The sequence below is a fragment of the Chromobacterium sp. genome (genome assembly GCF_041912965.1).
In the GTDB taxonomy this organism is placed as follows: Bacteria; Pseudomonadota; Gammaproteobacteria; order Burkholderiales; family Chromobacteriaceae; genus Chromobacterium; species Chromobacterium aquaticum.
Genome location: NZ_JAYSGF010000035.1, coordinates 1 through 23,869 on the forward strand (window position 1 = coordinate 1; position 23,869 = coordinate 23,869).

At 65.6% G+C, this 23,869-nt stretch carries 25 protein-coding genes and 1 tRNA gene; 12 read left to right on the forward strand and 14 right to left on the reverse strand.

Annotated elements, in window-relative coordinates:
- Nucleotides 1-61 precede the first annotated feature (61 nt).
- Nucleotides 62-137: transfer RNA gene (locus ACE3QM_RS17190), tRNA-Ala, on the reverse strand.
- 490 nt (nucleotides 138-627) lie between these two features.
- Here ACE3QM_RS17190 and ACE3QM_RS17195 point away from each other — a divergent pair.
- Entirely contained in the window at nucleotides 628-972 is a 345-nt protein-coding gene (locus tag ACE3QM_RS17195) for an H-NS family nucleoid-associated regulatory protein (RefSeq protein WP_053074579.1), read from the forward strand.
- A 376-nt stretch (nucleotides 973-1,348) separates the two neighbouring features.
- On the opposite strand, the gene ACE3QM_RS17200 is transcribed toward ACE3QM_RS17195, so the two are convergent.
- A complete protein-coding gene (locus ACE3QM_RS17200; protein WP_374423572.1) occupies nucleotides 1,349-2,116 on the reverse strand; it encodes an FCD domain-containing protein in 768 nt (255 codons plus the stop codon).
- Nucleotides 2,117-2,279: 163 nt separating this feature from the next.
- On the opposite strand from ACE3QM_RS17200, the gene ACE3QM_RS17205 reads away from it, so the two are divergent.
- The 5 genes from ACE3QM_RS17205 (at nucleotide 2,280) to ACE3QM_RS17225 (ending at nucleotide 9,790) form a co-directional block, all read left to right on the forward strand.
- Nucleotides 2,280-3,020: a (Fe-S)-binding protein gene (locus tag ACE3QM_RS17205; protein ID WP_231462357.1), complete on the forward strand. Its 741-nt coding sequence runs from the start codon at nucleotides 2,280-2,282 to the stop codon at nucleotides 3,018-3,020.
- Nucleotides 3,017-3,721: a lactate utilization protein C gene (locus ACE3QM_RS17210; RefSeq protein WP_374423574.1), complete on the forward strand. Its 705-nt coding sequence runs from the start codon at nucleotides 3,017-3,019 to the stop codon at nucleotides 3,719-3,721. The genes ACE3QM_RS17205 and ACE3QM_RS17210 overlap by 4 nt, the downstream gene beginning before the upstream one ends.
- Nucleotides 3,718-5,181, forward strand: coding sequence for a LutB/LldF family L-lactate oxidation iron-sulfur protein (locus tag ACE3QM_RS17215; RefSeq protein ID WP_374423576.1), 1,464 nt, complete (start codon nucleotides 3,718-3,720; stop codon nucleotides 5,179-5,181). The genes ACE3QM_RS17210 and ACE3QM_RS17215 overlap by 4 nt, the downstream gene beginning before the upstream one ends.
- Complete coding sequence (locus ACE3QM_RS17220; RefSeq protein WP_374423578.1) at nucleotides 5,178-8,003, forward strand: FAD-binding and (Fe-S)-binding domain-containing protein; 2,826 nt, start codon at nucleotides 5,178-5,180, stop codon at nucleotides 8,001-8,003. The genes ACE3QM_RS17215 and ACE3QM_RS17220 overlap by 4 nt, the downstream gene beginning before the upstream one ends.
- Before the next feature lie 158 nt (nucleotides 8,004-8,161).
- On the forward strand, nucleotides 8,162-9,790 hold the full coding sequence (locus tag ACE3QM_RS17225) for a lactate permease LctP family transporter (RefSeq protein ID WP_374423657.1): 1,629 nt from the start codon (nucleotides 8,162-8,164) through the stop codon (nucleotides 9,788-9,790).
- A gap of 187 nt (nucleotides 9,791-9,977) precedes the next feature.
- On the opposite strand, the gene ACE3QM_RS17230 is transcribed toward ACE3QM_RS17225, so the two are convergent.
- The 3 genes from ACE3QM_RS17230 to ACE3QM_RS17240 form a co-directional block, all read right to left on the reverse strand.
- Nucleotides 9,978-10,445, reverse strand: a complete 468-nt coding sequence (locus tag ACE3QM_RS17230) for a hypothetical protein (protein WP_156183990.1) — start codon at nucleotides 10,443-10,445, stop codon at nucleotides 9,978-9,980.
- Nucleotides 10,421-11,128, reverse strand: coding sequence for a transcriptional regulator (locus tag ACE3QM_RS17235; protein WP_374423580.1), 708 nt, complete (start codon nucleotides 11,126-11,128; stop codon nucleotides 10,421-10,423). Before ACE3QM_RS17235 ends, ACE3QM_RS17230 begins: the two co-directional genes overlap by 25 nt.
- Before the next feature lie 625 nt (nucleotides 11,129-11,753).
- A complete protein-coding gene (locus ACE3QM_RS17240; protein ID WP_231463273.1) occupies nucleotides 11,754-11,936 on the reverse strand; it encodes a hypothetical protein in 183 nt (60 codons plus the stop codon).
- Nucleotides 11,937-12,317: 381 nt separating this feature from the next.
- Here ACE3QM_RS17240 and ACE3QM_RS17245 point away from each other — a divergent pair, with 381 nt between their 5' ends.
- Together ACE3QM_RS17245 and ACE3QM_RS17250 are read left to right on the forward strand one after the other, a co-directional pair.
- On the forward strand, nucleotides 12,318-12,590 hold the full coding sequence (locus tag ACE3QM_RS17245; protein WP_048411839.1) for a hypothetical protein: 273 nt from the start codon (nucleotides 12,318-12,320) through the stop codon (nucleotides 12,588-12,590).
- Nucleotides 12,591-12,637: 47 nt separating this feature from the next.
- Nucleotides 12,638-12,784: a hypothetical protein gene (locus ACE3QM_RS17250; protein WP_156183991.1), complete on the forward strand. Its 147-nt coding sequence runs from the start codon at nucleotides 12,638-12,640 to the stop codon at nucleotides 12,782-12,784.
- Nucleotides 12,785-13,054: 270 nt separating this feature from the next.
- Here the strand turns inward: ACE3QM_RS17250 and ACE3QM_RS17255 are convergent, their stop codons facing one another.
- The 7 genes from ACE3QM_RS17255 to phnG are packed head-to-tail and all read right to left on the reverse strand — an operon-like array spanning nucleotide 13,055 to nucleotide 18,650.
- Nucleotides 13,055-14,203: an alpha-D-ribose 1-methylphosphonate 5-triphosphate diphosphatase gene (locus ACE3QM_RS17255; RefSeq protein ID WP_374423583.1), complete on the reverse strand. Its 1,149-nt coding sequence runs from the start codon at nucleotides 14,201-14,203 to the stop codon at nucleotides 13,055-13,057.
- Nucleotides 14,200-14,907, reverse strand: coding sequence for a phosphonate C-P lyase system protein PhnL (gene phnL, locus ACE3QM_RS17260; RefSeq protein WP_374423585.1), 708 nt, complete (start codon nucleotides 14,905-14,907; stop codon nucleotides 14,200-14,202). Before phnL ends, ACE3QM_RS17255 begins: the two co-directional genes overlap by 4 nt.
- Nucleotides 14,908-14,912: 5 nt before the next feature.
- Nucleotides 14,913-15,686 carry a phosphonate C-P lyase system protein PhnK gene (gene phnK / locus ACE3QM_RS17265; protein WP_374423587.1) on the reverse strand — a complete coding sequence of 258 codons (774 nt, stop codon included), beginning with the start codon at nucleotides 15,684-15,686 and terminating at the stop codon, nucleotides 14,913-14,915.
- Nucleotides 15,683-16,540: an alpha-D-ribose 1-methylphosphonate 5-phosphate C-P-lyase PhnJ gene (locus ACE3QM_RS17270; protein WP_374423589.1), complete on the reverse strand. Its 858-nt coding sequence runs from the start codon at nucleotides 16,538-16,540 to the stop codon at nucleotides 15,683-15,685. The genes phnK and ACE3QM_RS17270 overlap by 4 nt, the downstream gene beginning before the upstream one ends.
- The gene (locus tag ACE3QM_RS17275; protein WP_048411844.1) at nucleotides 16,537-17,625 is read right to left on the reverse strand and encodes a carbon-phosphorus lyase complex subunit PhnI; all 1,089 of its coding nucleotides are present in this window, start codon (nucleotides 17,623-17,625) and stop codon (nucleotides 16,537-16,539) included. Before ACE3QM_RS17275 ends, ACE3QM_RS17270 begins: the two co-directional genes overlap by 4 nt.
- Before the next feature lies 1 nt (nucleotide 17,626).
- Nucleotides 17,627-18,208: a phosphonate C-P lyase system protein PhnH gene (gene phnH, locus ACE3QM_RS17280; protein ID WP_048411845.1), complete on the reverse strand. Its 582-nt coding sequence runs from the start codon at nucleotides 18,206-18,208 to the stop codon at nucleotides 17,627-17,629.
- A 1-nt stretch (nucleotide 18,209) separates the two neighbouring features.
- Nucleotides 18,210-18,650 carry a phosphonate C-P lyase system protein PhnG gene (gene phnG, locus ACE3QM_RS17285; RefSeq protein ID WP_374423591.1) on the reverse strand — a complete coding sequence of 147 codons (441 nt, stop codon included), beginning with the start codon at nucleotides 18,648-18,650 and terminating at the stop codon, nucleotides 18,210-18,212.
- 168 nt (nucleotides 18,651-18,818) lie between these two features.
- Here phnG and phnF point away from each other — a divergent pair, with 168 nt between their 5' ends.
- The 4 genes from phnF (at nucleotide 18,819) to ACE3QM_RS17305 (ending at nucleotide 21,277) form a co-directional block, all read left to right on the forward strand.
- The gene (gene phnF, locus ACE3QM_RS17290; protein ID WP_374423593.1) at nucleotides 18,819-19,541 is read left to right on the forward strand and encodes a phosphonate metabolism transcriptional regulator PhnF; all 723 of its coding nucleotides are present in this window, start codon (nucleotides 18,819-18,821) and stop codon (nucleotides 19,539-19,541) included.
- Nucleotides 19,541-20,233 carry a DUF1045 domain-containing protein gene (locus tag ACE3QM_RS17295; RefSeq protein WP_374423595.1) on the forward strand — a complete coding sequence of 231 codons (693 nt, stop codon included), beginning with the start codon at nucleotides 19,541-19,543 and terminating at the stop codon, nucleotides 20,231-20,233. The genes phnF and ACE3QM_RS17295 overlap by 1 nt, the downstream gene beginning before the upstream one ends.
- Nucleotides 20,223-20,792 carry a phosphonate metabolism protein/1,5-bisphosphokinase (PRPP-forming) PhnN gene (gene phnN, locus ACE3QM_RS17300; protein ID WP_048411849.1) on the forward strand — a complete coding sequence of 190 codons (570 nt, stop codon included), beginning with the start codon at nucleotides 20,223-20,225 and terminating at the stop codon, nucleotides 20,790-20,792. The genes ACE3QM_RS17295 and phnN overlap by 11 nt, the downstream gene beginning before the upstream one ends.
- 155 nt (nucleotides 20,793-20,947) lie before the next feature.
- Entirely contained in the window at nucleotides 20,948-21,277 is a 330-nt protein-coding gene (locus tag ACE3QM_RS17305; RefSeq protein WP_231465218.1) for a hypothetical protein, read from the forward strand.
- 194 nt (nucleotides 21,278-21,471) lie between these two features.
- Here ACE3QM_RS17305 and ACE3QM_RS17310 read toward each other — a convergent pair whose 3' ends face one another.
- Nucleotides 21,472-23,094: a diguanylate cyclase domain-containing protein gene (locus ACE3QM_RS17310; protein WP_374423598.1), complete on the reverse strand. Its 1,623-nt coding sequence runs from the start codon at nucleotides 23,092-23,094 to the stop codon at nucleotides 21,472-21,474.
- A gap of 78 nt (nucleotides 23,095-23,172) precedes the next feature.
- Entirely contained in the window at nucleotides 23,173-23,817 is a 645-nt protein-coding gene (locus tag ACE3QM_RS17315; RefSeq protein ID WP_374423601.1) for a TetR/AcrR family transcriptional regulator, read from the reverse strand.
- Nucleotides 23,818-23,869 lie beyond the last annotated feature (52 nt).

Genomic DNA, 23,869 nt, shown 5'->3' on the forward strand with positions numbered 1-23,869 from the left:
ACCCCGGTTACCGCCGTGAAAGGGCGATGTCCTAGGCCTCTAGACGATGGGGACTGAATTTTGGTGGAGGTAAGCGGGATCGAACCGCTGACCTCTTGCATGCCATGCAAGCGCTCTCCCAACTGAGCTATACCCCCACAGATACTGCACCCTTCCGGGCTTCTCTCGGGACCCTTCGGTCTCGACAGGAAGCGAACTATACCTAGGCTTTTCCGGCCGCGCAAGGTTTTTTGAAAAATATTTTCAGAGCCCGGCGGCGGGAAGAATGCGCCTTTGGACGATTCCGAGAATATCCGGCCTGAAAACGGCGTTTTTTGATTTTTTCCTGTTTGCGGACAGCCATCCTCGCCGATGTTTCGCCCCAATCATCGCGGGGCGATGGGCGCGCGCTAGGCCAGCGCATTTTTCTTGGAAAAATAAGGATTTTCCTATTCCAAGTCATTGGGGAGTAAAGGATAAAATAATCAAAAACAGTTCAGGCCCGATATTCGCACAAAGTTTTAGTGCATGGACGGGCGTTAATGTCTGCTGAAAAGCGGCTGCAACGATGTATGGCGTAGACATGGGCTTGCAATGACAACAGCCGGCTGGAGAAGGCCGGCGGCTTGGCATGCTTAAGGAGGTGTTATGGATAAGAAGGTGCTGATCAACGAGGAACTGCTGGTTTCATGCTCGGACCAAACGCTGAAGGACGCGGCGGTTTTTCTGTTGAATACGCTGACGGATCGCATTCAGCTGCGCCAGCAAAAAGGCATAGAGGAAATCGAACGGCTGGCCACGGCTTACGGCTTGATTCTGCCCAAGCTGTACGCCAAGAACGGCGTGACGCCCAAGTATCAGAACCCGGCGATGCCGCATCAGACCTGGTCCGGCCGCGGCCGGCCGCCGGTTTGGCTGGTCGAGGCGGAAGCGCGCGGCGAGGATAGGGAAAAATTCGCCATCAAAAGGCAGAAAAAAATCAACGCCGGCTAAGCCGCGGATCACGATACGCTGCGCGTCGCGAATTGTGGCGCGGTGAGTGCGGCTTTGAATGCTCCGCCGCCGCATCTGGTCTCGCGCTGGCTCGCGAGAGCGCCAGTGCCCGCTGAGCCGTTGCATATCCCGCCGCGGGCGGGGCGACTTTGAACCGGCTCCAAGCGGCGTGGGCGGTTCTCGCTTGTGTCCTGAACTAAGCGCCTGTTCAAAGTCTCGCGAGCAAGAGCGAGACATGGCGTTGCGGCTGAGAAAGCGGAATGTACACGTGGTAGATGAGCCTTTCGAAGCGGTACTCACCGTGCCACGTCTCACGAAGCGCAGCAGACTATGAACAGGTTCTAAGGGCGGTTGGCCGGGGGCTTGGATTTCTCGCTCAGGGCAGGTCCAGCTGTTCCAGGCGCAGCCGCGCCTTGGCGTCGCGCTCGGCCTGCCGCTGCTGCGTGCGCAGCGTGGTGGCGACGAAGTCCAGATGGGTTTCCACCGCCTGTTGCGCGGCGTCCGGCTGTTTTTCGCGAATGGCCTCCCAGATGGCCAAATGCTGAGCGCGCAGTTCTTCCGCCACTTCGCCCACCGCGAACAAGTCGGCGATATTGTCCTTGACGTGCCGGTGCAGCATGGCCAGCAGGCTGCCGCTCAGGTGGGCGAACAACACATTGTGCGAAGCCTCGGCCACTGCCTGGTGAAAACGCACATCGGCCTGCGCCTGCTGGGCCAGGTCGCCGCCATCGTAGGCGTTCTGCAATTGGTCCACGCAATGTTCCAGGCGCAGTAGATCGGCCGGCGTGGCGCGGGTGGCCGCGCCGCGCGCCGCCGCGCCTTCCAGTACCCGTCTGAACTCCAACAAGTCTCCGTGCAAGTCCTGATGCTGGTTCAGCAGTTTTTCCCAGGGGTCGGAAAACGCGGTTTCCAGCCGATCCGTCACCCAGGTGCCGCCGCCCTGGCGGCTGCTGAGCAGGCCGCGCGACGCCAGTTGCTGAATCGCCTCGCGCAGCGAGGGACGGGACACGCCGAATTCCTCGGCCAGCTGCCGTTCCGGCGGCAGGCGGTCTCCCGGCTTGAGCACACCGTCCAGGATGCGTTTTTCCAGTTGTTCGACGATGACGTCGGAGAGCTTGGGGATGTTCAGTTTGGGATAGGCCATGGCGCCGGGCTTGTCGCTTCGGAAAAATTGGTCAGACCAGAGTGAGTGCAGCTTACCACAGCCGGCGCGGGAATCCGCGCTGTCATATTGACGGATTCAAGCAATCACTCTAGAGTTGTTTTGATAAAAATAATTGGTCTTACCAATTTACAAAGGAAACCGGATGAAGCCTGCCAACGTTTATTTGTTCGGCACCTGCCTGCTCGACCTGTTTTTGCCTCAGGCCGGTGTCGATGCCATCGCCTTGCTGGAAGGGCTGGGCTTGCGGGTGCACTTTCCGCAGCAGCAGAGCTGTTGCGGCCAGCCGGCCTATACCAGTGGCCATCCGGCGGAGGCGCTGGCGGTGGCGCGGGCGCAGCTGGACTGTTTCGCCGAGGATTGGCCCATCGTGGTGCCGTCCGGTTCCTGCGGCGGCATGATCAAGCACCATTGGCCCAAGCTGTTCGCCGGCCAGCCAGACGAGGCGCGCGCCTGCGCGGTGGCCGCGCGAGTGGTGGAGTTCAGCGATTTCCTGCTCAACCATCTGGACTGGCGGCCGCAAGACCAGGGGCCCAAGGTGAAGGTGGCGGTGCATACCTCCTGTTCCGCCCGCCGCGAAATGAATGTGCATCTGTCCTGTTGGGCCTTGCTGGAGCGGCTGGCCAATGTGGAACGGGTGGTGCACGACCATGAATCCGAGTGCTGCGGTTTCGGCGGCACTTTTTCGATCAAGCATCCTGACATCGCCGGGGCGATGGTGACGGACAAGGCCGCCGCGCTGCGGGATAGCGGCGCGGTGGAGTTCATCACCGCGGACGGCGGCTGTCTGCTCAATATCAACGGTAAGCTGGCCAAGGAGGGCAGGGCGTTTCAGGGCCGGCATCTGGCCAGCTTTCTGCTGGAGCGGGTGGGGGGCAAGGCATGAGCGCCCGCGACGCCATCCTGGCCAAGTTGCGCGCCGCGCCGCGCGAGGAGCTGCCGCGGCCGGAGCTGGACGCGCATTTCCGGCGCTTCGCGCCGCCTCAGCACAGCCTGGATGCCTTGCGCGGCTGGGCACGGGCGATGCGGGCGGTGAAGACCGAGGTGCTGTGGGTGCGCGCCGACGACTGGCACACCCGGCTGGCGGTGTGGATCGCGCAGCGGCGGCCGGTCTCCATGCTGTTGTCCGACACTGCGCACGGCCGCCGCGCCGAGGCGGCGCTGCAAGGCTTGCCGACGCCGCCGGCGCTGCGTTTCTTCGACCGCGCCGTCGACGACTGGAAGGCCGAGCTGTTCCAGATCGAGGCCGCGTTCACCACGGCGCGCTGCGGCATCGCCGCCACCGGCACCCTGGTGTTGTGGCCGGACGCTCAGGAGCCGCGAACCATGAGCCTGGTGCCGCCGCTGCACATCGTCCTGTTCGACACCGCCACGCTTTATCCCGATTTCTATAGCGCGATGCGTTGCGAAAACTGGCAGGACGGCATGCCCAGCAACGCCTTGCTGATTTCCGGCCCGTCCAAGACCGCCGACATCCAGCTGACGTTGGCCTATGGCGCGCACGGCCCGCGCGAACTGCTGGTGCTGGCGCAACTGCCCGAGCACATCGATCCGGCGCAGCTGGAGCAGATGGAGGTTCGGCCATGAGCGAGCACAAGATCGAGCTTTATCCGTCGCGCCAATTCAAGCAGCAGGCGCGCGCGGCGCTGGCCGACGGCGAACTGCGCCACAGCCTGCGCGGGGCGATGGATTTCCTGATGGCCAAGCGCTTGTCTGCCTTCGACGATCCGGCGGAACTGGACGCATTGCGCGCGCTGGGAGAAGCCATTCGCCAGCGTTGTCTGTCGCGGCTGCCGGACTTGCTGGAGCAGTTGGAGGCGCGGCTGAGCGCCAACGGCGTGCAAGTGCATTGGGCCGAAACCGCGGACGAGGCCAATCGCATCATCCACGGCTTGGTAGAGGCGCGTTCCGGCCGCTTGATGGTCAAGGGCAAGTCCATGGTCAGCGAGGAGATCGAACTCAACCATTATCTGGAAGCGCGCGGCGTCACCGCGGTGGAAAGCGATATGGGCGAGTACATCGTGCAACTGGCCGGCGAAAAGCCCACCCACATCATCATGCCGGCGATACACAAGACCAAGGCCGACATCGCGCGCTTATTCCACGACAAGCTGCCGGACACGCCCTACACCGAGGACGTGGACGAGCTGATACAGATAGGCCGCGGCGCGCTGCGTCGGCTCTATCTGGACGCCGACGTCGGCTTGTCCGGCGTCAACTTCGCGGTGGCGGAAACCGGCACGCTGTGCCTGGTGGAGAACGAGGGCAACGGTCGCATGTGCACCACGGTGCCGGACTTGCACATCGCCATCACCGGCATCGAGAAAGTGGTGGAGAAGCTGGCCGACGTGCCGCCCTTGTACAGCCTGCTGACCCGCTCCGCCATCGGCCAGCCCATCACCACCTATTTCAATATGATCAGCGGTCCGCGCCGCGCCGGCGAAAAAGACGGCCCGCGCGAAGTGCATCTGGTGCTGCTGGACAACGGCCGCAGCCAGGCCTACGCCGACGCGCAATTGCGCAAGACGCTGCAATGCATACGCTGCGGCGCCTGCATGAATCATTGCCCGGTCTACGCCCGCATCGGCGGCCACGCTTACGGCACCACCTATCCGGGGCCGATAGGCGAAATCATCTCGCCGCATCTGCTGGGCCTGGAAAACACCCGCGATCTGCCCACCGCCTCCAGCTTGTGCGGCGCTTGCGGCGAGGTCTGCCCGGTGAAGATCCCCATCCCCGAGATGCTGATGCGGCTGCGCGAGGAGAGCCAGCGCCCGGCTGAGGAGGCGGTCAGCCATCCGCTGCGCGGCCAGGGCGCGGCGGCGAGCGCGGCGGAGCGGATGGCCTGGAAGGGCTGGCGCCAGGTCAACGCCTCGCCGCGGCTATACCGCTGGTTCGGCTGGGGCGCCACCCGGCTGCGCAAGCTCGCGGTCGGCGGCCAGTTGGGCTGGACCCAGAACCACGCGCCGCTGACGCCGGCGCCCAAGACCCTGCACGAACTGGTGCGCGAACGCGAAGCGCGCCGCGCCGCCGGGGAGCGGCCATGAGCATGAGCCCGGCGCATCAGGCTTTCCATCAGGATTTGCTGGCGGCGATGCCGGCGGCGCGCATTTACACCGATCCGCTGTCCACGCTGGCTTACGGCACCGACGCCAGTTTCTACCGGCTGCGGCCGCAAATCGTCGCCCGCGTCGACAGCGAGGCGGAAGTGGCGGCCATCCTGGCGCTGGCGCGCCGTCACCGGGTGGCGCTGACCTTCCGCGCCGCCGGCACCAGCTTGTCCGGCCAGGCGGTCAGCGATTCGGTGCTGGTCTTGCTGGGCGATGGCTTCAACCATGGCCAGGTCTTGGACGACGGCGCGCGCGTCCGGCTGGGGCCGGCGATGATAGGCAGCCACGCCAACGCGCTGCTGGCGCCTTACGGCCGCAAGATCGGCCCGGACCCGGCGTCGATCAATAGCGCCAAGATCGGCGGCATCGCCGCCAACAACTCCAGCGGCATGTGCTGCGGCACCCGCGACAACAGTTATCACACGCTGGCGGCGATGCGTCTGTTGCTGCTGGACGGCGCGGCGCTGGATACCGGCGACGCCGCCAGCGTGGCGGCTTTCCGCCAGTCCCACGCCGCGCTGCTGGCCGGCTTGTCCGGCCTGGCGGCCGAATTGCGCGCCGACGCGGCGCTGGCCGAGCGGGTGCGCCGCAAATACCGGCTGAAGAACACCACCGGCTACGGCATCAACGCCTTGCTGGATTTCGACGACCCGGTGGACATGCTCAGCCATGTGCTGATCGGCTCCGAGGGCACGCTGGGCTTCATCAGCGAAATCACTTTTCACAGTGTGATCGAGCATCCGCACAAGGCCTCGGCCTTGCTGCTGTTCGACGCGCTGGAACCCTGTTGCCGAGCGGTGTCGGCGCTGAGCGCGGCCGCGGACGCCCACGGCGTGGCGGCGGTGGAGCTGATAGACAGCCGCAGCCTGCGCGCCTTGCACGGCAAGCCGGGGCTGCCGGATTTCCTGGCGCGGCCGTTTGGTCCGGAGGAGGCCTGTTTGCTGATCGAGGCGCGCGCCGGTTCCGAGGCGGAACTGGAGCGCCATTGCGCGGCGATAGACCAGCTGCTGGTCGGTTTCGCGCCGCGCCTGTCCAGCGGCTTCAGCCGCGAGGCCGCGGTCTGCGACAGCTATTGGGCCTTGCGCAAGGGCCTGTTTCCGGCGGTGGGCGCGGTGCGGCCGCTGGGCAGCACCGTGGTGATAGAGGACGTAGCGTTTCCGATTCCGCAGCTGGCCGACGGCGTGGCCAGGCTGACCGTCTTGTTCGATCGCCACGGTTATCACGAGGCCTTGTTGTTCGGCCACGCCTTGGACGGCAATCTGCATTTCGTGTTCGCGCCCAGTTTCGACAGCGAGCGCGAGGTGGCGCGCTACGACGCTTTCATGCAGGACGTCAGCGCGCTGGTGGCCGGCGAATACGACGGCTCGCTGAAGGCCGAGCACGGCACCGGCCGCAATGTAGCGCCCTTTGTGCGCCAGGAGTGGGGCGACGCCGCCTGGAACATCATGCGCCGCATCAAGGCCTTGTTCGACCCGGACGGCCTGCTCAATCCCGGCGTGATCATCACCGACAACGAGCGGCTGCACCTGGAAAACCTCAAGCCCTTGCCGGCGGCCGATCCCCTCGTCGACCGCTGCATCGAATGCGGCTTTTGCGAGGCGGCCTGTCCGTCGCACGGGCTGACGTTGAGCCCGCGCCAGCGCATCGTCGCCTGGCGCCGCATCCAGCAATTGAGCCGCGACGGCGGCGCGGCGGAGGAGTTGGCCGCGCTGCGCGCCGATTTCCGCTACCGCGCCATCGACACCTGCGCCGCCACCGGCATGTGCGCGACGCGCTGTCCGGTGGGCATCAATACCGGCGAATTGATGAAGCGCTTGCAAGGCCCGTCGCCGCGGCCGCGCGCCGCGCGTTTCGCCGCTGGTCACATCGGCGCCGCCGCGTCCGCCGTCCGCGTCGGCCTGGCGCTGGCGCATCTATTCGGTCCGGAGCGGCTGCATCGCATCAGCTTGCGGCTGCGCCGCCGCCACAAGGTGATTCCCTTGCTGCCCGTGCAGCTGCCGCGGCCGGCCGGCCGTCTGCCCGCCGCCGGCGGCGATGGCGAGCCGGTGGTGCTGTTTCTCAGCTGCGTCAACCGCGCGCTGGCCGCGGACGCCGACGGCGGCAACGCCGCCGCGCCCACGCTGGCGCTGCTGCGCCGCGCCGGTTTCAGCCCTCGCTATCCGTCCGGCCAGGATGGCTTGTGCTGCGGCCAGCCCTTCGCCTCGGCCAATGCCGCGGAGGCGTTGGATATCAGCCAGAACGCGCTGAACCTGGCCTTGCTGGCCGCCAGCGAAGACGGCCGCCATCCGGTCTACCTGGACAACGGGCCGTGCGCGGCGCGCATCCTGTCCGCTCAGCGCCAAGGCCGGCTGGACGCGCGCCTGCGCCTGTTCGACGCGGCTCGTTTCCTGGACGCCTTCGTCGCGCCGCGGCTGGCGGTGACGCGCAAGCTGGCGCAACTAGCGCTGCATATTCCCTGCAGCGCCGCCGAGATGGGCGCGGCGGACGCGCTCAAGCGGCTGGCTGGCCGCTGCGCCGAGCGGCTGACCGTGCCGGATATCGCCTGCTGCGGCTTCGCCGGCGACAAGGGTTTCACCGTGCCGGAACTGAACGCGCACAGTCTGCGGCGCTTGCCTCCGGCCTTGCCCCAGGGTTGTCGCCACGGCGTGTCGATGAGCCGAACTTGCCAGATCGGCCTGAGCGAACACGCCGGCTTTGAATACCGCAGCATCGAAGCGTTGCTGGATTTTTGCACCACCCCTGGAAGCGGCCCGCTATGAAGGCCGCATCGTTGGCGCCGCCGCCCGGGCGGCCGGCGCCGAGTTGAAACGCCCGTAAACATCCTTCCCTGAACGCATTCCGTCCACACGGCCGCGGCTAGCCCGCCGCCGCGCGGATGTTTGTGCGCGCAAGAAGAAGGAGAGACTGCAGAGGAGACATCATGATCTGGACCCAAAACTACTTCCCTTCCGGCGGCATGGCGCTGTCGGCGCTGATGGCGGCGCTGCCCATCATTTTCTTTTTCCTGGCGCTGGCGGTGTTCCGGCTCAAGGGCCATGTCGCCGGCAGCCTGACCGTGCTGCTGGCGCTGCTGGTGGCGATCTTGTTCTACGGCATGCCGGCGGGCATGGCGCTGGCCGCCGCCGGTTTCGGCTTCGCCTACGGTCTGTGGCCCATCGCCTGGATCATCATCGCCGCGGTGTTCCTGTACAAGATCACCGTCAAGACCGGGCAGTTCGACATCATCCGCGCCTCGGTGTTGTCGGTGACCGAGGATCAGCGCCTGCAGATGCTGCTGGTCGGCTTCTCCTTTGGCGCCTTCCTGGAGGGGGCCGCCGGCTTCGGCGCGCCGGTGGCCATCACCGCCGCGCTGCTGGTGGGCCTGGGTTTCAATCCGCTGTACGCGGCCGGCCTGTGCCTGATCGCCAATACCGCGCCGGTGGCTTTCGGCGCGATGGGCATCCCCATCATCGTCGCCGGCCAGGTGACCGGGCTGGATCCCTTCGCCATCGGCGCCAAGGCCGGACATCAGCTGCCGTTTCTGTCGGTGCTGGTGCCGTTCTGGCTGGTGATGATGATGGACGGCCTCAAGGGCGTGCGTCAGACCTGGCCGGCGGTGCTGGTGGCCGGCGGCTCCTTCGCCGTCACTCAGTATTTCACCTCCAACTACATCGGGCCGGAGCTGCCGGACATCACTTCGGCCCTGGTCAGCCTGGTGTGTCTGACGCTGTTCCTGAAAGTGTGGCAGCCGCGCGAGATCTTCACCTTCGCCGGCCGCCGCGCGCCCAGCCCGCGCCGGCCTTCCGGCTTCGGCCTGGGCCGGATCGCCCGCGCCTGGGGGCCGTTCCTGATCCTGACCGCGCTGGTGACGCTGTGGAGCCTGAAACCGTTCAAGGCCTTGTTCGCCAAGGGCGGCGCGCTGGAGCACTGGGTGCTGAAGTTTCATGTGCCCCACCTGGACAATCTGGTGATCAAGACCGCGCCCATCGTGGCCGCGGACAAGCCTTACGAGGCGCTGTACAAGCTGGACCTGCTGTCCGCCGTGGGCACCGCCATTTTTGTCGCGGCCTTGCTGTCCATCGTGTTGCTGCGCTTCCGGCCGGCGCAGGCCGCCGCCGCCTTCGGCGAAACCCTGCTTGAACTGAAGCGGCCCATTCTGTCCATCGGCATGGTGCTGGCCTTCGCCTTTGTCGCCAATTATTCCGGCATGTCCAGCACGCTGGCCTTGTGCCTGGCCAACACCGGCAAGGCCTTTCCCTTCTTCTCGCCCTTCCTGGGCTGGCTGGGGGTGTTCCTGACCGGTTCCGACACCTCGTCCAATGCCTTGTTCTCGGCGCTGCAGGCGTCCACCGCGCATCAACTGGGCGTGTCGGACATCCTGCTGGTGGCGGCCAACACCACCGGCGGCGTGACCGGCAAGATGATTTCGCCGCAGTCCATCGCCGTGGCCTGCGCGGCGGTGGGGCTGGTGGGCAAGGAGGCGGATCTGTTCCGCTTCACCCTCAAGCACAGTCTGATCTTTTGCAGCATGGTGGGGGCGATGACTTACGCGATGGCGTATTTCTGAGAACCTGTTTACGACCTGCTGCGCTGCGGCGATACGGCGTTGAAAACGACTTCGAAATGCTCATGTACCATATGTACATTCCGCTTTCTCAGCCGTTTTCGCCTTGTCTCGCTCTTGCTAGCGAGATCGTAAACAGGTTCTGATAGTCCGGCTCAAGGCCCGGCGGCGCGGACGCGCCGGGCCGGGCTCACAGGATTTCCTGGGTTTCGCAGAAGAAGCTGATCGAGTCGAAGTTGACCTGGGTGACGTGCCGGGTCACCGGCACCATATTGATCAGGTGGCGGGTGCCGATGTCGAAGATATGGTATTCGCTGGCCAGGCTGCCGTACTCGGACGGCGACTTGGTCTTCTTGACGATGGTGACCGCGTTGGCTTCGCCGTTCCAGCCGTAACTGGTGTTGAATTGCAGCAGGCGGTTGATGTAATCGCCGGTGGGCGAATGCAGAAAGAAATGGATGGTCTCGTTCTTCATGTCCAGGTCGATGAAACCGCTGGTGGTGGCGATTTCGCCGCTGTGGCGCGGGAAACGTAGCTCGGAAATGCGCGCGGTGCACAGGGTGCGGCTGTCCATGATGTAGTTGTGGCCGGCATAGCCCAGGTAAAGCGTGAGCAGGAACAGGCCGAGCACGATCAGAACACGATTTTGTTTTTGCAATTGAGATCGCTCCCGTATTTTTTATCGCACAGATAGCTGGCGGTGCATTTGCCGCTCTTGATGAAAAACGCGTCGCCGCCGCTTTCCGGCAGCTTGGGCGCGTCGCGGTAGACATTGCCCACCACGAACAGGCTGCGCGCGCCATCGGGCATTTTGTGGATATTCATCTGCGGGATCAGCCAGGACAAATGCCAGCCGGCCACCAGGCCCAGCGCCGCCGCGCCGGCGCAGCAGGCGGCCAGCCCGCGGCCGATGCGGAAAACCGGCCATCGGCGCGGCCGCTGCGGCGGGCAGGGGATGGCGGGGGGCTGCTCGGCGGGCGCGGCGGCGTCCTCGGCCGGGGGCGTGTCGTTGTCGGCTGTGGCCGGGGCATCGTCCAGCGGCGTGAAGACGCCGACGAACTGGCAGCCGCGGCGTGGAATGGTCTTGACGATCTTGGGGTCCAGCCCGCTTTTTTCCAACTGCGCGCGCAGGTCGAACACCAGCTTGTGATAGCTGGAGTCGGTGACGACGGTCTTGCCCCACACCTTGTCTATCAGCTCGTTCTTCTCGAACAGACCGGACAACAGCAGTTTCAACAACTGCGCCTCATTGTATTTCAGGATGATTTTTTCCTGATCGCCGGGCTGCAGGCTGCCCGCGTCGGGATCGAATATCACCTTGTCCTCGATATGAAATCTCATTCTTATAATCTTTCTTATTTACGCCAGGCTTAAACCTTCAAAGCCGGCGCGCCGCTGTCCCGGCGGCCGCGCCGATGGCGCTTGATTTGGCGATATTTTAAATGGCTCGCTAGATAATTTGCTCTAGATGGATTATAGGCGGCAACATTCCGCTGCCAAGCAGCGCCTTGCAAAGTGGAGTTGCGTGAATCCGGGAAGATGAGCGGAAAATGACAAGAGCGCTGGACGCGCTCTTGATTTGATGCGGTTCATTCTCCAACAGAATGTGGCCAGGTTCAAGAGGATGGCGCTGCCGCGCGCCGACTGCGGTGGCGGACAAAATGCGGGCTTGGCGCTGGAGTTCAGGCCTGACTTGGGCTGCAGCGCTGAATGAGGTACCGGGGGGGCCTGGAAAACCGCCGTTGTCTGAGCGCAACGAGGAGGGGAAATCCGGGCTTAAGCTGGCCGGATCGGAGCTTATTTCAACGCCGCCGGAATTGTAGCAAGCCGATTACAGCGTCGGAACGAGGGCGATGAATGCCATCGGGGCAGGATTGAATCCGGCGAACGGCCGGCGGCAAAACCCATGGGGAATGGATGGGCGCCGGCCGTATTGGCTTGCCGGGGAAGAAAACCGTGCGGCGCTTTAATGCGTGGAGCGCAAATTCTGAATTTCCCGCCTGGCGGTTTCCAATTCCTGTTCTATGGCATTGATTTGCTTGTCCCTGCTTTTCAACTCGCTCAATAACTGCTCGCTCAATAACTGTGCCTGGTCCAGGCACATCAGCAAGGCGGATAGTTTTGCGGTATTGGCGATGGAGTCGAGCATGGATGCGCCGGCCTGGTTTTGGTCTTTGTTTTTATATTGCATGCGTATGATGATGTGGTGTTGTTGTTCAATACACGGATTGGAAGCGGTCTGTCGCCGTTCCAGTGCTACCGAGGCGAAATCATAGCATGCCGCTTGGATGGCAGGGGCTGTCAGCCCGGTAAATTAAGCTTTTGGACAGGGGCGATAAGGAATGGTAATGATTGCCGCGCGCCGCGACGCATGGCGGCGTATGGCTTTCCTGGCCGTTGCGGATGCTTGGATGCGGGGCAAACGATAATCATTTCTAATAAAACGCAAAGAATTGTTCTTATTTAGATAAAGACTTTCAGTATCAATGCCGGATAGGATGGCCTTCAATTATTTTTGGAGCAAAAAGTCATGCCGGCAGCGAGCGGTTCGAGAATTTTGGAAAGCCTGGCGCGAGGGAGCGCGGTGGTTTGGTCGCGCGATTTGGAAAGTCTGGCTATTTATATTGAAAACCTGATTCGCAAAACCAGCGCAATGGGCGCGGTGGTGCCCAGCTTATATAGAGCCTTGAGAATATGCAGCGTGGCGTTGAAAAGCAGTAGCGCCGGCGGCAAGGTGTATTTGACGCGCAAAGAGCGGCTGGATATTTATTGGGCGGTGAAGTCGGAGTCATTTTCGGTGTAGTTTGGCGTAGTGGTCGATTCTTATTGCTGAATGGAAGTCGATAAATAATGTCTTTGGTCAGTTTTGTTTGTTATCGGGTATTGAGCATTGCTCTGTTCTGGTGCGTGATGAAAACGCTGGGTATCGGTGTTTTGCTGCTGCTATTGCATTTAGGCAAGGAAGGCGCGCAGCAAGCGCTGTCGCAGCGCAGCTGATGGCAGGCGCGCGGCTTGTGGCAGCACGCCGCGCGCGGTCGATGGAGAATAAAGAGTCAGCGATTTTGGAATGGGAAATGCAAACAGGGCCGCGTTGCGATAACGCGGCCCTTTGCATGGATGATGCTCAGAGCCTGTTCAAAGTCTCGCGAGCAAGAGCGAGACAAGGCGAAAACGAGCGAAAAAGCGGAATGTACAGGTGGTACATGAGCATTTTGAGCTCGTTTTCAACGCCGTATCGCCGAAGCGTAGCAGACTTTGAACAGCTTCTCAGAATACGCGCCGGCCGGCGTTCCACACTTGGCGCACCAAAGGGATGCCGTCATGCTCGCGCGCCTGGACCAGATCGGCGCGCTGGCCGACGGCGATGGCGCCGCGATCCGCCAGCCCCACCGCCCGCGCCGGATTGACGCTGACGGTGGCGATGGCGCGGCTCAGGCCCCAGTCCGGCTGGCGGCCCAGCAAGTAGGCCGCGTGCAAGAGGCTGGCCGGCACATAGTCCGAGGACAGGATGTCCAGCAGGCCGTGGCCGGCCAGCTCCAAGGCGGCGACATTGCCGGAGTGGGAGCCGCCGCGCACGATGTTGGGCGCGCCCATCACCGTCATCAGGCCCTGTTCGCGCGCGGCGCGCGCGGCGGCCAGCGTGGTGGGGAATTCCGACATGGCCACGCCGTCGCGCACCGCTTCGTCGATATGACCGAGTTCGGTGTCGTCATGGCTGGCCAGCGCGATGCCGCGCGCGCGCGCCAGTTCCACCACCGCCTGGCGATGGCGTCCGGCGTACTGCCGCTGCTTGAGCTTGCGCTGCTCCACCGCGGCGAGGAAGGTGTCATCGTTCCAGCTGACGTTCTTCTTGGCGTAATACTTGCGGTATTGCGCCAGGTCGCGGTACTGGCGTTGGCCGGGGGTGTGGTCCATCAAGGACACCAGGCGCACCGCCGGGTGGTCGAGCAGGGGCGCGAGCGCGTCCAGCAGCGTCGGATAGGCCAGCTCGCAGCGCAGGTGGAACAGGTGTTCGGCGCGGAACACGCGCTGGCGCATGCCGGCGTCTATCGCGTCGAAGGCGCTTTGCAAGGTGTCCAGCCGCACGCTGTCGCCTTCCAGATCGCCCACCGACAGCGCGTCCAGCACCGTGGTGATGCCGGCGGCCACGCATTGCGCGTCATGGGTGACCACGGCCGGCAGTGTCGGCCACAGCACGCCGTTGCGCGGCATCAGGTGTTTTTCCAGATTGTCGGTGTGCACTTCCACCAGGCCGGGCAGCAGATCGTCGCCGTCCAGGTCTTCGCTGTGCGGCGGCGGCGCGCTCAGCGCCTGGGCATGGACGGCGGCGATCACGCCGTTGTCGATTTCCAGCGCGCCGCGCTCGACGACGCCATCGGCCAGGATCAGCCGGGCATTGTTCAGGATTCGTTTCATGCTTGGTGTTCCGGTTTGTTTGCCAGCGGTACTTCGAACACGCGGTCGGCGACGGCGTCGCGGGTGGGCTCGTCGTGGAAAATGCCCACCAGCGCCGCGCCGCGCGCCAGCGCTTCGCGCATCAATTCAATCACTACCGCGCGGTTGGCGGCGTCCAGCGAGGCGGTGGGCTCGTCCAGCAGCAGGATGGGCTGCGGCGCTATCATGCCGCGCGCGATATTGACCCGCTGCTGCTCGCCGCCGGAAAAAGTGGCCGGCGGCAGCCGCCACAGCCGTTCCGGGATGTTCAGCCGCGCGAGCCAAGCGCCGGCCTCGCGTCGCGCCGCATCGGCGTCCATGCCCCATTCGCACAGCGGCTCGGCGACGATGTCCAGCGCCGCCACCCGCGGGATGGCGCGCAGGAATTGGCTGACATAGCCCAGGGTGTGGCGGCGGACGTCGGCGATCTCGTGCGGCAAGGCGGCGGCCATGTCCAGCCAGGCGTCGCGGTGGCGGATGCGGATGCTGCCGCCTTGCACCAGGTAGTTGGCGTACAGCGCCTTGAGCAGGGTGCTCTTGCCGGCGCCGGAAGGACCTGCCAGCGCCACGCATTCGCCGGCGGCCACTTGCAGCGAAACATCGTCGAGCACCGGCAGTGCCAGGCTGTCCTGCTGGTGCAGGGTGAAGGTTTTGCTCAAACGGCTAGCGTCTATCAACAAGTTCATCGCGTTCAGGCCTGCAGAATGGAGGATACCAGCAGCTGGGTATAAGGGTGCTGCGGATCGTCCAGGATTTGATCGGTGAGGCCGGCTTCCACCACCCGGCCGCGCTGCATCACCAGCGTGCGCTGCGCCAGCAGCCGCGCCACGCCCAGGTCGTGGGTGACCATGATGACGGCGATGCCGCTGTCGCGCACCAGTCTTCGGGTCAGGTCCAGGAAACGGGCCTGCACCGAGACATCGAGGCCGCCGGTGGGTTCGTCCATGAACACCAGCCGCGGATGGGTGGCCAGGCTGCGGGCGATCTGCAGCCGCTGCTGCATGCCGCCGGAAAAGGCGCTCGGTGCGTCGTCCAGCCGCTCGCGGCCGATTTCCACCCGCTCCAGCCAGTCGCCGGCGGTCTGGCGCAGCCGGCCGTAGTGACGCTGGCCCAGCGCCATCAGCCGCTCGCTGATATTGGCGCCGGCGGAGACGTCCATGCGCAGGCCGTCGCGGGCGTGCTGGGACACGAAGCCCCATTCGCTGCGCGCCAGCCGGCGGCGCTCGGATTCGGCGATGGCGGTGAGTTCGTGCTCGCGGCCGTCGCGGTCGCGGAAGCGCGCGCTGCCGGCGTCGGCGGCCAGCTTGCCGGCCAGCGCGGCCAGCAGCGTGGATTTGCCGGAGCCGGATTCGCCGACCACGCACAGCACTTCGCCGGCGTAGAGCTCGAAATCGACGCCGAAGCAGCCATTGCCGTTGCCGTAGTCCTTGCCGAGGCCGCGGACGCTGAGTAGGGGCGGATTCATTGCGGGCTTTCCTGTGTGTCGCGGCGCTGCCGGCAGTGGTCGCTGTCGGAGCAGACGTATTGGCGCGCGCCGGCGTCGTCGGTGATGATTTCGTCCAGATAGCTGTCGCCGGCGCCGCACAGCGCGCAGGCCTGTTCCCAGCGCTGTACCTGGAACGGATGGTCGTCGAAAGCCAGGCTTTCCACCCGGGTGTGCGGCGGGATCGCGTACAGCCTTTTTTCGCGGCCGGCGCCGAACAGCAGCAGCGCCGGACTCAGGTGCAGCTTGGGGTTGTCGAATTTGGGGATGGGCGAGGGCGAAGCCAGGTAGCGGCCGTTGACCAGCACCGGGTAGTCGTAGCTGGCGGCGATGTGGCCGTAGCGGGCGATGTCCTCGTACAGCTTGACGTGCATCAGGCCGTATTCCTGGTGGGCGTGCAGCTTGCGGGTTTCCTGCTCGCTGGCTTCCAGCGTGCGCAGCGGCTCCGGTTCCGGCACCTGGAACACCAGCACCTGGCCGGCGCGCAGCGGGGTTTCCGGGATGCGGTGCCGGGTCTGGATCAGGCTGGCTTCGGCGCTGCGGGTGGTGGTGGCCACGCCGGCGACGCGGGCGAAGAAGCGGCGGATATTGACCGCGTTGGTGGTGTCGTCCGCGCCCTGGTCTATGACCTTGAGCACGTCGTCGCGGCCGATCACGCTGGCGGTCAGCTGGATGCCGCCGGTGCCCCAGCCGTAGGGCAAGGGCATTTCGCGGCTGCCGAACGGCACCTGGTAGCCGGGGATGGCCACCGCCTTGAGCAGCGCGCGGCGCAGCATGCGCTTGGTGTTTTCATCGAGGAAGCCGAAGTTGTACGCCCATTGCGTGGCGGTGCTCATGCCTGTTTCTCCTTGTCGGCGGCGTGCTCGCGGCGCAGCTGGCGTATCAGCGACAGCTCGGCCTGGAAATCGACGTAGTGCGGCAGCTTGAGGTGCTGGACGAAGCCGGAGGCTTCGACGTTGTCGCTGTGGCACAGCGCGAATTCCGGCTGCTGCGCCGGCGCGTGCGCCGTTTCGCCCAGCTCGGCGGCGCGCAGGCTGCGGTCCACCAGCGCCATCGCCATCGCCTTGCGCTCGGCTTCGCCGAAGCTCAGGCCGTAGCCGCGGGTGAATTGCGGCGGCGCGCTGCGGCTGCCGGCGAACTGGTTGATCATCTGGCATTCGGTCAGCGTGATTTCGCCGATATCGATATCGAAGCCCAGTTCTTCCGGGCAGACCGTCACGCTGACTTCGCCCATGCGGATTTCGCCGGCGAAGGGGTGGCTTTCGGCGTAGCCGCGCTGGGTGGAATAGGCCAGGCCCAGCAGCCAGCCCTCGTCGCCGCGCGCCAGGTTTTGCAGCCGGGCGGCGCGGCCGGCCGGGAACAGCAGCGGCTCGCGCGTCAGGTCGGCCGGTTCCGGATCGCCCGGCGGCGGCGTTTCCGGCTCGATCAGGCCTTCCTGCGCCAGAGTGTCCAGTACGCAGGGCAGCCGTTCCGGCAGCGGCGCGTCCGCCAGCGTCGGCAGCGGCGGCTCGCCGGCCTGGGCCAGGTCAAAGTCCAGCAGCCGCTGGGTGTAATCTGCGGTGGGGCCCAGCACTTGGCCGCCGGGCACATCCTTGAAGGTGCCGGACACGCGGCGGCGCACCCGCATCGCCGCGGTGTCCAGCGGCCGGCTGGCGGCGAAGCGCGGCAGGGTGGTGCGGAAGGCGCGCAGCAGGAAGACCGCTTCCACGCAATCGCCGGCCGCCTGCTTCAGCGCCAGTGCCGCCAGTTCCTCGTCGTACAGCGAGCCTTCCTGCATCACCCTGGCCAGCGCCAGCCGCAATTGGCCGCGGATCTGCGCGAGGCTCAGTTCCGGCGTCGCCGCGTCGCCGCGGCGCTTGGCGGCCAGCAAGTCCCAGGAGCGGGCGATGGCGGTTTCTCCGCCTTTGACGGCTACATACATATCAACCCTCCTTGACGCGGGTGCTGCGCGGCAGGCCGGCCACGCGCTCGCCGCTGATCAGCAAGATGTCCACGCCCAGCGGAAAGCGGGCGTGATTGTCCCGCCATTGCCGCCAGAAATCGTCCGGCGCGCCATTCATGCCGAAGCGGCGCGGCGCGGCGAAACCCGGGCCGCAGGCTTCCACCTGCTCGGCGTTGAAGCCGGCGGTTTCCAGCAGCACGGTGGCGGAGCGGTCGGGGTATTCGGGCTCGCCGGCCTTGAGCGCGGCCAGCGGCGGCAGCGGCGCGCCCAGCGGCAGCACCACGAAGTCGGCCTGTTCCGGCGCGGTGGCCAGGCGCAGGCCGGTATGAAAGCGCAGGCTGGCCAGGGTGTCCGCCGGCAGCGGCGGCAGCCAGACGCTGACGTCCTGATCCAGCAAGGTGTAGAGCAGGGCGGCGGTGGCCGGCATCAGGCCCGGCAGTTCGGCCGGCAGCGCCGGCAGCGTCTGCGGTTGCAGGGGTTCGGCCAGCGCGGCCAGCGTGGCGCGGAAGCAGCGTTGGCTGTCGTGAACCGGATCGGCGAAGGCGGCGCGCATTTCGTTCATCTTATTCCCCCCTGACCATGGTGAAGAACTCCACCTTGCTGGCGGCGGCTTCGCGCGCCGCCTGTTCGCGGCGCTCGGCGCGCTCGGCGCGCAAGGGCGCGATCCATTGCGCCAGCAGTTGTTCTTGCCGCGCCGGGTCTTGCAGCAGCGCGTCGGCCTGGGCGATCAGTTCGGCGTGTTCGCCATTGCTGCCCAGCGTCCAGCCGTGGCCCAGGCGGCCGTCTATCCGGCAACTGGCGCGGCTGACGCTAGCCTCGCCCAGGTTGAAGCGGGCGCCGCTGCCGCCGGCGCGGCCTTGCAGCATGATGAGTCCGGTTTCGGCGCGGCGCAGCCATTCCACCCGCGGCGCCGGCGGCAGCAGCGGGGTCAGCAGCCGGCGCAGCCGCGGCGGCGGAGTGTGGGCCAGCAGGCTGAGCCAGTCTTGCCTGGTCGAGGTTTCCATATCGGGTATCGCCCTATGTGGTTTCAACAAAAATTCATATAAACGTATAGACGTATCCATGATAATGGCCTGTGACTAAGCGCAAACAGCATGCGGCGATGAAGGTTTTGTGACGATTGGGTGGCGGCGCTAGACCTTGGCCGCCGCGGGAGAGAAAGGGCTTGAAAGATGATTGAACGCGGTTCCGGCGTCGCCGTCTGGCGGCAGATAGAAAACAGTCTGGCCGAGCAGATCGCCGTCGGCGCCTTGCGCGCTGGCGAGCGGCTGCCCACCGAGCTGCAACTGGCGGAGCGCTTCTGCGTCAACCGCCATACCATCAGGCGCGCGGTGGCCACGCTGGTGGAGCGCGGCCTGCTGCGGGTGGAGCAGGGACGCGGCACCTTCGTGCAGGACAATGCGATCGACTACGCGATCAGCAAGCGCACCCGCTTCTCCCAGAACATGGCCAGCCAGAACCTGAACTCGGACATCGATATCCTGGCCAGCGATACGGTGCCGGCCAATGCCGAACTGGCCGACTTGCTGCAAGTGGCGGTGGGCGAGCCGCTGCTGCGCATCAAGACCCTGAGCCGGGTGGAACTGCGGGTGGTGGACTGGGCGACGCTGTTCTTTCCGGCGGCGCGTTTTCCCGGCCTGCCGGAAATCTACCGGCGCGAGCGCTCGGTGACGCGCGCGTTGGCGCATTTCGGCATCGACGATTACACCCGGCGTTTTTCCCGCGTCACCGCGCGGCTGCCGGACAGCGAAACGGTGGACTACCTGGGCATTCCCAAGAACCGGCCGGTGCTGCATGTGAAGTCCTTGAACGTCGATACCGAGGGGCGGCCGGTGCAGTACGGCGTCACCTGTTTCAACGGCGACCTGGTGCAACTGGTGATGGAGGACGCTTGATGCGCTACGCCCTGTATTACGCGCCGCGCCCGGACAGCGCCTTCTGGCGCGCCGGCAGCGGCTGGCTGGGCCAGGACGCGCACAGCGGCCTGCAAGTGTTGCAGCCGCACGCGCCGGGCATGGATGCCGAGGCCCTGGCGGAACTGACGACGGAGCCTGCACGCTATGGATTTCACGCCACCTTGAAAGCGCCGTTCGCCTTGCGCGCCGGGGTGGAGGAGGCGGCGCTGCTGGAGCGCACCTCGGCGCTGGCGCAACGCTTCCAGCCCTTCGAGCTGGAGCTGGAGGTGGGCTGGCTGGCGGATTTTCTGGCGCTGCGGCCGGCGGAGCCGCCGCCGGAACTGGCCGAGCTGGCCGCCGCCTGTGTGATCGAGCTGGACGCGCTGGCCGACCGCGAGCGGCCGCTAAAGGCGCGCGCCGGGCTGGACCCGCGCCAGGAGCGCTTGAACCTGCGTTGGGGCTATCCCTATGTATTCGAACAGTACCGTTTTCACCTGACGCTGAGCGGCCGGCTGGCGCCGGACAGCGCGGCGGGACGAGCGCTGGAGCAGGCGGCACGGCGGCAGTTCGCCGTTTTTTCCCACGCGCGGGTGGACGGCGTGGCGCTGTTCGCGGAGCCGGCGGCGGGCCAGGCCTTCCGCTATCTGGCGTACTGCGGTTTCGACGGGCAGGTGGCGCGCTATGAAGTCTGAGCCCGGAGTGCTGTGGTATGTGATCGGCCCGTCCGGCGCCGGCAAGGACAGCCTGCTCGCCTATGTGCGGGCGCGGTTGCCGGCCTCCGGGCGGCTGGTGTTCGCGCATCGCTACATTACCCGGCCGGCCGACGCCGGCGGCGAGAACCATGTGGCGCTGAGCCGGGAGGAGTTTGAACAGCGCGAACAGGGCGGCTGTTTCGCCTTGAGCTGGCGGCGGCATGACCTGGCCTATGGCCTGGGCGTGGAGGTGGCGCTGTGGCTGGAGCAGGGCCTGGACGTGGTGGTCAATGGCTCGCGTTCGGCGCTGCCGCTGGCGGCGCGGCGCTTTCCCGGCTTGCGCCCGGTGTGGATAGTCGCCAGCCCCGAGGTGCTGGCGGCGCGGCTGGCCGGCCGCGGCCGCGAATCGGCCGAGCGCATCGCCGCGCGGCTGGAAGAAGCGGCGGCGCTGCAAGCGCCGCCGGGCGCGGCGGTGTTGCGCAACGACGGCGAATTGGCCGAGGCCGGCGAGCGGCTGCTGCGGCTACTGACGGACAGTTTAAGTGAGAACTGTACTTAATGATGGGAAAACGGCGGCGGCGTCAGCGCCGCCGCTTGCTATAACCGGGGCAGTTCGCCGGCAGCGTCGCGGCGGACCGCGCACCGGTCCCGCCGCGGAACGCCTGGGCCGGCGCAGCCGCTCTAGCGCGTTCCGCCATTGGCTGGAGAATGGACATGGCTTTGCAATCAAGAAACTGGCATGCCTGGCTGAACGCGATGCCGGGCCACCCCAAGAGCTTGCACGTGCTGGGCGACGTGGTGGTGGCCAATCCCGGGGTGGACGCGGTGCTGACCATGCGCGAGCCGCAGGGCATCAACCCCGCCATCCTGATGCTGGACCTGCACCTGGTGCAGAAACCCGGCATGTGGCCGCAGGTGCTGGCGGTGGCGCACGCTCGTTACGACAGGGTATTGCCGCCGGGCGCGCCGCCGTACAAATCGGTGGAAGTGCTGCACAATAATGAGCGGGTGGCCTTTATCGAGCACATCCCGGAAATCGTGTAGCCACGGCTTGTTCCGGTGGCCTGGCAGGACCGCCGGGTGCTTAGAACCTGTTTACGATCTGCTGCGCGTCGGCGGGATGGATAGAAATGGGCGTTGAAACCAAGCTCAAAATGCTCATGTACCACTTGTACATTCCGCTTTTTCGCCCGTTTTCGCCTTGTCTCGCCTTAGCTCGCGAGATCGTAAACTGGTTCTTACAGAGTGATGGTTTCGCAGCCGCTGCGGCCGGACTTCTTGGCCCGATACATCGCCTGATCCGCCGCCTGCAGCAGGCTGTCCGCGCTGCTGGCGCCGCCGCCCAGCGCAATGCCGATGGAGATGCCCAGCTGACGCTGTTCTCCGACGATGTCGAACGGCTCCTGCATCGCCTCCAGGCATTTGGCGGCGACGATGCGCGCCACGTCCTCCGCATCCGCGCCCAGGTCGCCTATCAGCAATACGAACTCGTCACCGCCGATGCGCGCCAGCGTATCGGTCTGGCGCACGATGCCGCTCAGCCGCTGCGCCGCCTGCCACAACACCTTGTCGCCGGCCTTGTGGCCATAGTTGTCGTTGATCAGCTTGAAACCGTCCAGGTCCAGGAACAACAGGCCCAGCTTTCTCTCATTGCGCTGCGCGCGCGCCAGCGCCATGTTCAGGCGGTCCGACAGCAGCGCGCGGTTGGGCAAGCCGGTCAGCGCGTCGTGGTGGGCCATGCGCGCCAGCTCGGTCTGTTGCTGGTTGAGTTTGTTCAACAGCCGGTTGAAGGCGGCGATCAAATGGCCAACCTCGTCGTTGCGCGTTAGCGGCAGTGGCTCCAGCGGCAGCTCGCCGCGGGTCATGCGATCGGCGTGGCTGGCGGCGCGGAACAGCGGGCGGAACAGTAAATAGAGGCCGATGCCGGCCGCCACGCCGAAGATCAGGATGGCGATCACCGCGTTTTTCAGCAGAAAGGCTTGCGCCCTGCCCACGGTGGCGAAGGCCTCGCTGCTCGGCAGCCGCGCCACCACGAACCAGCCGGTGCTGGGCACCGAGGCGATGGCGGACACTTCCTCGCGTCCCTTGGCGTTGATGGTGATGCCCACGCCGCGGAAGCCGGCCATCGCCCGATCATGCAAGGGATTGATGCCCGCCGGCGGCGTGGGTTTGAGCACCATGTCCGGTTGCGAGGAGGCGACGAACAGCTTGTCCTGCGGCGAGATCAGCAAAAAGCCGCTATTCGGCCTGCCGATGTGGGAAGCCAGCAGCAAATCCATGAAGCCCGGCGCGGCCAGCGCGGTGATGCCGGCCAACGCGCCTTGCGGGCGGCCATCGCGCCACGGCAAGGCCGCGGCCATGGGCAGCACCGGTTTTTTGCTGGCGCGGCCGATGACGGGGCGGCCGATGACGATGCGGTCCAGCCTGGCCGGGGCGGACAGCGCGGCGCTGATATAGTCGCGGTCGGAAAAGTCGCTGCCGACACGGCCGGGCAAGGGCGGGTAATCGGCGATGGCGCGGCCCTCCTGCGTCACCACGAACAAGCCCTGAGAGAACGGGCACTGGAAATCGCAATGCAGGCGCAGCCAGGCCTGCAGCTCGGCCGGCCGTTGCAGCAGCGCGGCGGGCAGCGAGCTCGCCAGGCGCCGCAGCAGCGCCTGGCGCTGTTCTATCTTGAAGTCCACGTCGCGGGCGACATAGCTGGCCAGCGCCATCTGCTGATTCTGCACCACCGTGCTCAGATCTTCGCGCAGGAAATGGCTGAGCGCGTAGTAACGCGCCACCGCGCCCAGGGTCACGATGCACAGCGCCAGCAGCAGCAGGCGGGTCACGATGCTAGAGAAGATGCGGCGCAGATTCATGGTCGCAAAATATGGCAGTCATTAGCATAGTCTAGACAAGACTTTGCGTTTTGTATGTTGGACATGCGCCGCTGGCGATCAGCGCGGCAGCAGGCCGGCGCAGCACAAGGCCACCGCCGCGCGGGTGCGCGCGCCCAGATCGCTGTCCGGTAGCGGCGGGGTCAGGCCCAGCGCCATCTGGCGCAGCGGTTCGGCGATGGTCAGCGCCAGCAGCAGTTCGGCGGTCTGCATCGGGTCCGGGCAGCGGATCAGGCCGCGCGCGGCCTGTTGCTCCAGCCAGCCGGCCAGCAAGGCGGCGCAGCGCCGCACGCCGTGCTCGGCGTATTGTTCCAGCGCCCGCTCCTTGCCGGGAAAATCGCCCACCAATAAGCGGAACAGTCCCACCGCTTCGCGCGACAGCACCTTGGCCGCCACTGTGTTCAGCAAGGCTTCCAGCGCTTGCGGCAGATCGGCGGCGTCCGTCAGCGGCGCCTGCATCGGCGCGACGAAGTCATCGGTCCAGCCGTGGATCACCGCGCCCAGCAATTGCTCGCTGTTGTCGGCGAAACGGTACACCGTTTTCTTGGCCACGCCGGCCCGCTGCGCCACCGCCGCCATGGTGGCGGCCTGATAGCCCTGGTTCAGCAAGAGTTCAGTGGCGGCGTCCAGCACCTGTTGGCGCAATTCCTGTTCCGGCACGGCGGGGCGGCCGCGCGAGCGCGGCGCCTGGTCCTGGCTTGACATCTGAATGAGCTTTCCTTAATATGGAAACGCATAACGTTTCTTAATTTGTGGA

What these genes read in the sequence shown, in the direction of transcription:
- ACE3QM_RS17195 (WP_053074579.1), top strand. Translation starts at nt 628, where the DNA reads ATGGATAAGAAGGTGCTGATCAACGAGGAACTGCTGGTTTCATGCTCG.
- ACE3QM_RS17215 (WP_374423576.1), top strand. Translation starts at nt 3,718, where the DNA reads ATGAGCGAGCACAAGATCGAGCTTTATCCGTCGCGCCAATTCAAGCAG.
- ACE3QM_RS17210 (WP_374423574.1), top strand. Translation starts at nt 3,017, where the DNA reads ATGAGCGCCCGCGACGCCATCCTGGCCAAGTTGCGCGCCGCGCCGCGC.
- phnF (WP_374423593.1), top strand. Translation starts at nt 18,819, where the DNA reads ATGATTGAACGCGGTTCCGGCGTCGCCGTCTGGCGGCAGATAGAAAAC.
- phnL (WP_374423585.1), bottom strand. Translation starts at nt 14,907, where the DNA reads ATGAACTTGTTGATAGACGCTAGCCGTTTGAGCAAAACCTTCACCCTG.
- ACE3QM_RS17315 (WP_374423601.1), bottom strand. Translation starts at nt 23,817, where the DNA reads ATGTCAAGCCAGGACCAGGCGCCGCGCTCGCGCGGCCGCCCCGCCGTG.
- ACE3QM_RS17305 (WP_231465218.1), top strand. Translation starts at nt 20,948, where the DNA reads ATGGCTTTGCAATCAAGAAACTGGCATGCCTGGCTGAACGCGATGCCG.
- ACE3QM_RS17245 (WP_048411839.1), top strand. Translation starts at nt 12,318, where the DNA reads ATGCCGGCAGCGAGCGGTTCGAGAATTTTGGAAAGCCTGGCGCGAGGG.
- ACE3QM_RS17295 (WP_374423595.1), top strand. Translation starts at nt 19,541, where the DNA reads ATGCGCTACGCCCTGTATTACGCGCCGCGCCCGGACAGCGCCTTCTGG.
- phnK (WP_374423587.1), bottom strand. Translation starts at nt 15,686, where the DNA reads ATGAATCCGCCCCTACTCAGCGTCCGCGGCCTCGGCAAGGACTACGGC.
- ACE3QM_RS17220 (WP_374423578.1), top strand. Translation starts at nt 5,178, where the DNA reads ATGAGCATGAGCCCGGCGCATCAGGCTTTCCATCAGGATTTGCTGGCG.
- phnG (WP_374423591.1), bottom strand. Translation starts at nt 18,650, where the DNA reads ATGGAAACCTCGACCAGGCAAGACTGGCTCAGCCTGCTGGCCCACACT.
- ACE3QM_RS17240 (WP_231463273.1), bottom strand. Translation starts at nt 11,936, where the DNA reads ATGCTCGACTCCATCGCCAATACCGCAAAACTATCCGCCTTGCTGATG.
- ACE3QM_RS17275 (WP_048411844.1), bottom strand. Translation starts at nt 17,625, where the DNA reads ATGTATGTAGCCGTCAAAGGCGGAGAAACCGCCATCGCCCGCTCCTGG.
- ACE3QM_RS17250 (WP_156183991.1), top strand. Translation starts at nt 12,638, where the DNA reads ATGTCTTTGGTCAGTTTTGTTTGTTATCGGGTATTGAGCATTGCTCTG.
- ACE3QM_RS17270 (WP_374423589.1), bottom strand. Translation starts at nt 16,540, where the DNA reads ATGAGCACCGCCACGCAATGGGCGTACAACTTCGGCTTCCTCGATGAA.
- phnN (WP_048411849.1), top strand. Translation starts at nt 20,223, where the DNA reads ATGAAGTCTGAGCCCGGAGTGCTGTGGTATGTGATCGGCCCGTCCGGC.
- ACE3QM_RS17255 (WP_374423583.1), bottom strand. Translation starts at nt 14,203, where the DNA reads ATGAAACGAATCCTGAACAATGCCCGGCTGATCCTGGCCGATGGCGTC.
- ACE3QM_RS17310 (WP_374423598.1), bottom strand. Translation starts at nt 23,094, where the DNA reads ATGAATCTGCGCCGCATCTTCTCTAGCATCGTGACCCGCCTGCTGCTG.
- ACE3QM_RS17205 (WP_231462357.1), top strand. Translation starts at nt 2,280, where the DNA reads ATGAAGCCTGCCAACGTTTATTTGTTCGGCACCTGCCTGCTCGACCTG.
- ACE3QM_RS17200 (WP_374423572.1), bottom strand. Translation starts at nt 2,116, where the DNA reads ATGGCCTATCCCAAACTGAACATCCCCAAGCTCTCCGACGTCATCGTC.
- ACE3QM_RS17235 (WP_374423580.1), bottom strand. Translation starts at nt 11,128, where the DNA reads ATGAGATTTCATATCGAGGACAAGGTGATATTCGATCCCGACGCGGGC.
- phnH (WP_048411845.1), bottom strand. Translation starts at nt 18,208, where the DNA reads ATGAACGAAATGCGCGCCGCCTTCGCCGATCCGGTTCACGACAGCCAA.